The sequence below is a fragment of the Enorma timonensis genome, assembly GCF_000321165.1.
In the GTDB taxonomy this organism is placed as follows: domain Bacteria; phylum Actinomycetota; class Coriobacteriia; order Coriobacteriales; family Coriobacteriaceae; genus Enorma.
In genome coordinates, this window is the sequence record NZ_CAPF01000056.1 from 26,653 (window position 1) to 33,429 (window position 6,777).

Annotated in this window: 5 protein-coding genes; 1 reads left to right on the plus strand and 4 read right to left on the minus strand. The window is 68.6% G+C overall.

The annotated features are described in order from the left end of the window. Window positions 1-164: 164 nt before the first annotated feature. A complete protein-coding gene (locus BN423_RS06695) occupies window positions 165-896 on the plus strand; it encodes a GntR family transcriptional regulator (RefSeq protein ID WP_019239487.1) in 732 nt (243 codons plus the stop codon). Between the two features lie 108 nt (window positions 897-1,004). Here the strand turns inward: BN423_RS06695 and fba are convergent, their stop codons facing one another. The 4 genes from fba to BN423_RS06715 form a co-directional block, all read right to left on the minus strand. Beyond that, the gene (fba, locus tag BN423_RS06700) at window positions 1,005-1,871 is read right to left on the minus strand and encodes a class II fructose-1,6-bisphosphate aldolase (RefSeq protein WP_019239488.1); all 867 of its coding nucleotides are present in this window, start codon (window positions 1,869-1,871) and stop codon (window positions 1,005-1,007) included. A 112-nt stretch (window positions 1,872-1,983) separates the two neighbouring features. Further along, entirely contained in the window at window positions 1,984-2,682 is a 699-nt protein-coding gene (locus BN423_RS06705; protein ID WP_019239489.1) for an MBL fold metallo-hydrolase, read from the minus strand. A gap of 192 nt (window positions 2,683-2,874) precedes the next feature. Further along, window positions 2,875-5,220, minus strand: coding sequence for a RelA/SpoT family protein (locus tag BN423_RS06710; protein WP_019239490.1), 2,346 nt, complete (start codon window positions 5,218-5,220; stop codon window positions 2,875-2,877). An 8-nt stretch (window positions 5,221-5,228) separates the two neighbouring features. Then, the coding region (locus tag BN423_RS06715; RefSeq protein WP_019239491.1) for a helicase-related protein at window positions 5,229-6,777 on the minus strand (1,549 nt) is incomplete at its 5' end.

The following is a 6,777-nucleotide window of genomic DNA, read 5'->3' on the forward strand; positions in this document are numbered from 1 at the left end:
GGGGTGGCGGCGGGACGGTCGCAAGCGGGCTGCCACGCGACGACGTATCCGCGGGGACACGGGCGCGCCGTGCGCAACCGTGCGCGCGCATCGCCCGACGTATACAATAGGTTACGTTCGTTATTCATTCGCGCACCCTTGGCGCATGTACTGAGGAGCCACCTGTGAGCGAAGTCGAGAACCGATATGCATTCACGCTGCAAGAGCAGCTCCGCGCCGACCTCTCCCGGAAAATCGAGGCCGGCATCTACAAACCGGGCGACCGCCTGCCCTCGGAAAGCGAGCTCGTCGAAGCGTACGGGGTGAGCAGGGTCACCGTACGCGCGGCGCTCGGGATGCTCGTCGACGAGGGCGTCCTCGTCAAACGACGCGGCAAGGGCACGTTCGTGCGGCCGACCACCATCGTCGAGAGCGCGCTCACCTCGGGCAGCTTCACGGAGACCTGCCTCGAGATGGGGCTCGAGCCCGCGACGCGCATCCTCATGACGGGCGAGCTGCCCGCCGACCCGTCCATAGCCGCGCTCCTGGGCTGCGCGGACGAGAAGCTCATCGAGATCCGGCGCCTGCGGATGGCGGGCGGCACGCCCGTGATCGTGGAGCACGACTACTTCCCGCTGCGCTACCGCTTCCTCTTGGGGTGCGCGCTCGAGAACCGCTCGCTCTTCGAGATCATCAAGACCGAGGGGGGCAAGGGGATCTGCGGCTTCGAGGATAGCTTCAGCATCGGCCGGGCGGATGCCCAGACCGCCGAGCTGCTCGACGTGGCGGAGGGCGACGCGCTGCTCGAGGTCCTCGAGACGGTCTACGGGCGGGATCCGAGCGACATCGTCTACGTGAACCGCCAGCTCATCGCGAGCGAGCGCTACCGCTACGTGGTGCGCTCGCGCAAGGCATAAAGGTCGGGCGCGAAACCCCCAGCGCTGAACTTCGACACAAAGAAGGCGAGCTCCCGGCCACCGCCGGAAGCTCGCCCATGTAAGAAAACCCCTGGGGTTATTTTACATTTAGGCCATGCCCACCGAGCCGAACTGCTCCATGAGCTCGCGCGTGCGCGCGACGATAGCGTCGCGGCCGGGCTTGAGCACCTTGCGCGGGTCGTAGCCCTTGCCCTGGGTGTCCTTGCCCTCGGCGAAGTACTCGTGCAGGGCGGTCGTGAAGGCGATCTGCAGGTCCGTGTTCACGTTGATCTTGGAGACGCCCATCGAGATGGCCTTCTTGATCTGGTCCTCGGGGATACCGCTGCCGCCGTGGAGCACGAGCGGCAGGTCGCCGACCTGGGCCTTGATCTCGGCCAGGCGATCGAAGGAAAGGCCGGCCCAGTCATCGGGGTACACGCCGTGGATGTTGCCGATGCCGCAGGCCAGGAAGTCGACGCCCAGCTCGGCGATCTGCTTGCACTCGGCGGGGTCGGCGAGCTCGCCGTTGGAGGTCACGCCGTCCTCGGTGCCGCCGATGCCGCCGACCTCGGCCTCGATGGAGAGGCCCTTGCTGTGGGCGATCTCGACGAGCTCCTTGGTGCGGTCGAGGTTGATCTGGAACGTCTCCTCGTGGGAGCCGTCGTACATGATCGAGGTGAACCCAGCGTCGATGGCCTTGAAGCAATCCTCATAGGTGCCGTGGTCGAGGTGGATGGCGACGGGGACGCTGATGTCCTGGGACTCGACGCAGGCCTTCACCATGTCGGCGCAGACCTTGAGGCCGCCCATCCACTTCGCAGCGCCGGCGCTGCACTGGATGATGAGCGGCGACTGGGCCTCCTCGGCCGCCTGGAGGATGGCGAGCGTCCACTCCAGGTTGTTCGTGTTGAACGCGCCGAGGGCATAGTGGCCGGCCTCGGCCTTCTTGAGCATTTCGGCTGCATTGACGAGCATACAAAACCTCCCATGCATGGAATTGAACACAACGACTAGGATACCACGCCCGGCAGCGCGCGCAGCGAACGTCTTGCGCCGTCGCGCGCGCGAAACACAGGCGCCCCCGCGGCTACCGCTCGTCCGAGCGGCGCACCTGGCTCATGAGCGGGTTCACCTCGAGCTCGCGGGCGATGGTGGTGGAGGGCCCGTGGCCGATGCAGCAACGCGTGTCGACGGGCAGGCTCGCGCCGAGCTTCGCGATCGAGCGCATGATGGCGGCATCGTCACCGCCCTCGAGGTCCGTGCGGCCGCAGCCGCCCGGGAAGAGCGTGTCGCCCACGAAGGCGATGTCGCCGTCCTCCGTGGCCGCGAAGAGCACGATGCCGCCCGGCGTGTGCCCCGGCGTCTCGATCACCTGGAACGAGACGTCGCCCACGCGGATGCGGTCGCCCTCGCGCACGGTGCGGTCGGGCGCGGGCGGGACCTCGGACTCGATGCCCCAGAGCTCGCGCATGGCGTCGACCGCGCGCGCGAGGTAGGCGGCATCGACCTCGGACACGATGTAGGGCACCGCGTCGCCGAGCACGCGCCGCATGCCCGCCACGCCGCCGGTGTGGTCCGCATGCGCGTGCGTGCACACGATCCCCGTGACGCGCACGTCCGGGTGCGCCTCCAAGAACGTGCGCGCAAGGTGCTCCCCGTCCCACGCCGGATCGATCACGAGCGCCTCGTCCCCGGAGATGACGAAATACGTATTCGTCTCCACCGGCCCATTCACAACCGATTCGACCCTCACATGCCCCATCGGTTTCGTATCCACCTCACCCATAACAACCCTTTCATCAAAAACTACTGTGCGGAGGCCCCGTGGCACCCCGCAACCCGCGCGACACCGTAACCCTCGTGCGGGGCGTCCGGCGTTTTCCTCCACGCGAGTTCCGCAGGAACAAGGCCCCTCGGCCTTGTTCCGAGGACTGTCTGAGCAGTGGAGGAAAACGCCGGACGCCCCCGCCCGAACAAGTTATCCGCGCGGCTTGCGGGTCGTGGCACCCTCCCCCGGCATGAGGCGCCGCGCGTCGTATACGCTCTCCACCCGGCTGATCTGCGCGAGCAGCGGGTCGAGCCCGCTCGCGTCCGAGATCTGCACGAGGAAGCGCAGCTCGGCGCCGCCGTTGCGGTCGGTGGAGGTGGAGGCGGAGAGGATGTTCGCGCCCGCGTCGCCGATGGCGATCGTCACGTCCTTCAGCAGCCCCATGCGGTCGAGGCACTCGACCACGATCTCCACCTGGAAGAGCGCGTCGGCGCCCTTGTCCCATTCGACCTCGATCATGCGCTCCGCATGCTCCATGAGGCCCTTCACGTTCGGGCAGTTCGCCCGGTGCACCGACACACCGCGGCCGCGCGTGATGAAGCCCACGATGTCGTCGCCCGCGACGGGGTTGCAGCAGTGCGCGAGGCGCACGAGCAGGTCGTTGCCCGCGTTGCCCTTCACGATCACGCCGGAGTTGTCGCGACGCGGCCGGCGCGGCTTGCGGTTCGACCCGCGCGCCGCGAGCACCGCCTCCACGTCCGAGCCATGCTTCTCCTCGGGCTGCGGGTCGAGAATCTGCTGCACGCGGTTGCCCACCATGCGGCACGCCACCTTGCCCGAGCCGATCGCCGCGAACAGGTCCTCGACGCGCACGTAGTTGAGCTGCTCGCACACGGTGTTCAGCGCGCGCGTCGTGCGCTGCGTGGAGATGCCGTAGCCGCGCTTGCGCAGGTCCTTCGCGAGCGCCTCGCGGCCGGCGGCGGCGTTCTCGTCCTTCGTAGCGGCGGCGAAGTAGCGCTTGATCTTCGAGCGTGCCGACGGGGTGCGCACGAGCGCGAGCCAGTCCCGCGAGGGGCGCGCGTTCTTGTTCGTGAGAATCTCCACGCGGTCGCCCATCTGCAGCTCGTGCGCGAGCGGCGTCTGCACGCCGTTCACCCGCGCGCCCACGCAATGGTTGCCCACCTCGGTGTGAACCGCGTAGGCGAAGTCGAGCGGCGTGGCGCCCGCGCGCAGGCTCATGAGCTCGCCCTTCGGCGTGAAGACGAAGATCTCCTGGTCGTAGAGGTCGACCTTGAGCGTGTCGAGGAACTCCTTGGGGTCGTCGATCTCCTCGGCGGTCACCCAGTCGAGCGAGTGCTTGAGGCGGTTGATCTGGTCGTCGAGCTTCTGCGCCTCCGAGCTCTTCGCGGCGCTCGACCCACCCGACTTCTTGTACAGCCAGTGGGCCGCGATGCCGTATTCGGCCTGCTCGTGCATCTCGTAGGTGCGGATCTGGATCTCGAGCGGGCGCGCCGTGGGACCGATGACCGTGGTATGGAGCGACTGGTAGTTGTTGAGCTTCGGCGTGGCGATGTAATCCTTGAAGCGGCCGGGCATGGGGTGCCAGAGGGTGTGCACCGCGCCGAGCGCCGAGTAGCAGTCGCCCACCGTCCGGCAGATCACGCGGAGCGCCACGAGGTCGTAGATCTCGGAGAACTCCTTGCCCTTGCGCTTCATCTTCTGGTAGATGGACCAGTAGTGCTTCGAGCGGCCGTTCACCTGGAAATCGGTGAGGCCGGCGCGCTTGAGCTCGTCGGTGAGCGTCTTGATGGTCTCGGCGAGGTAGCGCTCGCGCACCTCGCGGCTCTCGGCCACCATGCGCGCGATGCGCTGGTACGCCTCGGGCTCGAGGTAGAAGAACGAGAGGTCCTCGAGCTCCCACTTGATGGAGCTCATGCCCAGGCGGTCGGCGAGCGGCGCATACACGTCCATGGTCTCGCGCGCCTTGAACAGCCGCCGGTCCTCGCGGAGCGCCGCGAGGGTGCGCATGTTGTGCAGGCGGTCGGCGAGCTTGACGATGATGACGCGGATGTCCTGCGACATGGCGAGGAACATCTTGCGCAGGTTGAGCGCCTGCTTCTCGTCGATGTTGTCGACCTCGATGTTCGTGAGCTTCGTGACGCCGTCCACGAGCACGGCGATGGTCTCGCCGAAGAGGCTCGTCACGTCGGCGAGCGAGACCTCGGTGTCCTCGACCGTGTCGTGCAACAGCGCCGCGCACACCACGTCGCAGTCCATGTTGAGCTCCGCCAGGATGATGGCGACCTCAACGGGGTGGTTGATGTAGGGCTCGCCGGAGCGGCGGCGCTGCGCGGAGTGCTTCTCGGCCGCGAAGCAGTAGGCGTGCTCCACCGTGGCGCAGTCCTCGGCGCTCATGTACTTCGCGCACAGCTGCGCCAGGTTGTCGTAGTCATCCGCGCAGATCTCGGGTGGCAGGTCGTCCGCACGGGTGTAGTGCATCATCTTCGCGGACGACATGAGCGACGCATCGTGCGCGGCACGCGTTGCAGCATCCATGGTATCCCCTAACCCCGGGCCGCGGGAGCCTGCGGCGTGATAGGACGGTTCACTCGTGCAAGCATATCACGAGCGGGCGCATCGAGCGCCCAGCGGCGGAAGGTGTCGAACGCGTTGCGCGTGCGCAGCCCCTCGAGATAGCGGATGGAGGCGGTGAGCTCCATGCGCCCCGGGTTCTCGACCATCTCGATGCGGCGCGCGGCCTCCACGCCCGAGACGCTCGTGAAGCCGAGCTCCTCGAAGATGGCGATGCCGCTCTCCACCATGCGCTCGTCCACGGGCGTGCGCGCGTCGATGGCGAGGCACATGCCCGCGATGTCGCGGTCGGTCGCCGAGAAGCTCCGCTCGCCCGTCTGCGTGAGGTTCGAGCGCCACATGGTCTGCAGCGCCCGGTAGAGCGTGACGAGCTCGTCGCGCTCGGGGGCGGCGGCGTCGAGCAGGCGCTCGTTGATGCGGGCATCGCGCGCGGAGTAGAGCAGGTGCACGGTCGCGGGCGCCCCGTCGCGGCCGGCGCGGCCGCTCATCTGGTTGAACTCCGTGGCCGAGAACGGCATGTGGTAGAGGACCACGTGGCGGATGTCGGCCAGGTTCACGCCCTCGCCGAACGCGGAGGTGGACACGATGCAGGTGAGGTTGCCCGTGCGGAACGCCTCCTCGACGCGGGCGCGGTCCGCGCGCGCAAGGCCCGCGTGGTAGAACGCGACGCGGCCAGCGAGCTCCGGCACGCGCTTGCGCAGGGTACGGGCGAGGGAGGTGGCCTGGTCGCGCGAGTTCACGTACACGACGCACTTCTCGCCCGTCGCCACGATGGAGACGAGGCGGTTCTCGCGGCTCGCGAGGTCGCGGTCGTCCTCCAGCTCCAGGTTCTCGCGGACCGTGGGGTCGACCACGACGCGCTCGATGCCCAAAAGCCCCGTGATGTCGCGTGCGGCAGACGCATCGGCCGTGGCGGTGACGGCGAGCACGCAGGGCTCCCCGAGCGCGGCGAGCACATGCGGAAGCTCCAGGTAGGCGCTCCGCTCGCCCGCGCGGGCGCGCGCCACATGGTGCGCCTCGTCGACGACGACGAAGCCCACGCGGCCGCAGCGCTCGAAGCGCCCGACATGGATGGCGAGGAACTCCGGCGTGGTGAGCACGATATCGAGCGAGCCCGCCGCGAGCTCGGCGAACGCCCGGTCGCGTGCCGCGCGCGTGCTCTCGCCCGTGAGCACGGCGGCGCGCACGCCGAGGGCGGCGCAGGCGCTCACGAGGTGAAACGCCTGATCGGCCACGAGCGCGCGCAGCGGGTAGACGAGGATGCTCGCCTGGCCGCGCAGCACCGCCTCGCGCACGGCATGCACCTGGAAGATGAGCGACTTGCCGCGCCCCGTCCCCATGACGGCGAGCGTGCGCTCCCCGCGCGCGAGGGCGTCGAGCGCCTCCCGCTGCGCACGGTGCGGCTCGGCCGAGCCGATGAACGTGTGGAGAAGCGTGCGCGTGAGCTCATCGTAGGAGAGCTGCGCGAGGAGCGCTCGGCGGTCGGCGGCCACGGGCGCGGCGTCCGCAGCGGGGGCGGGG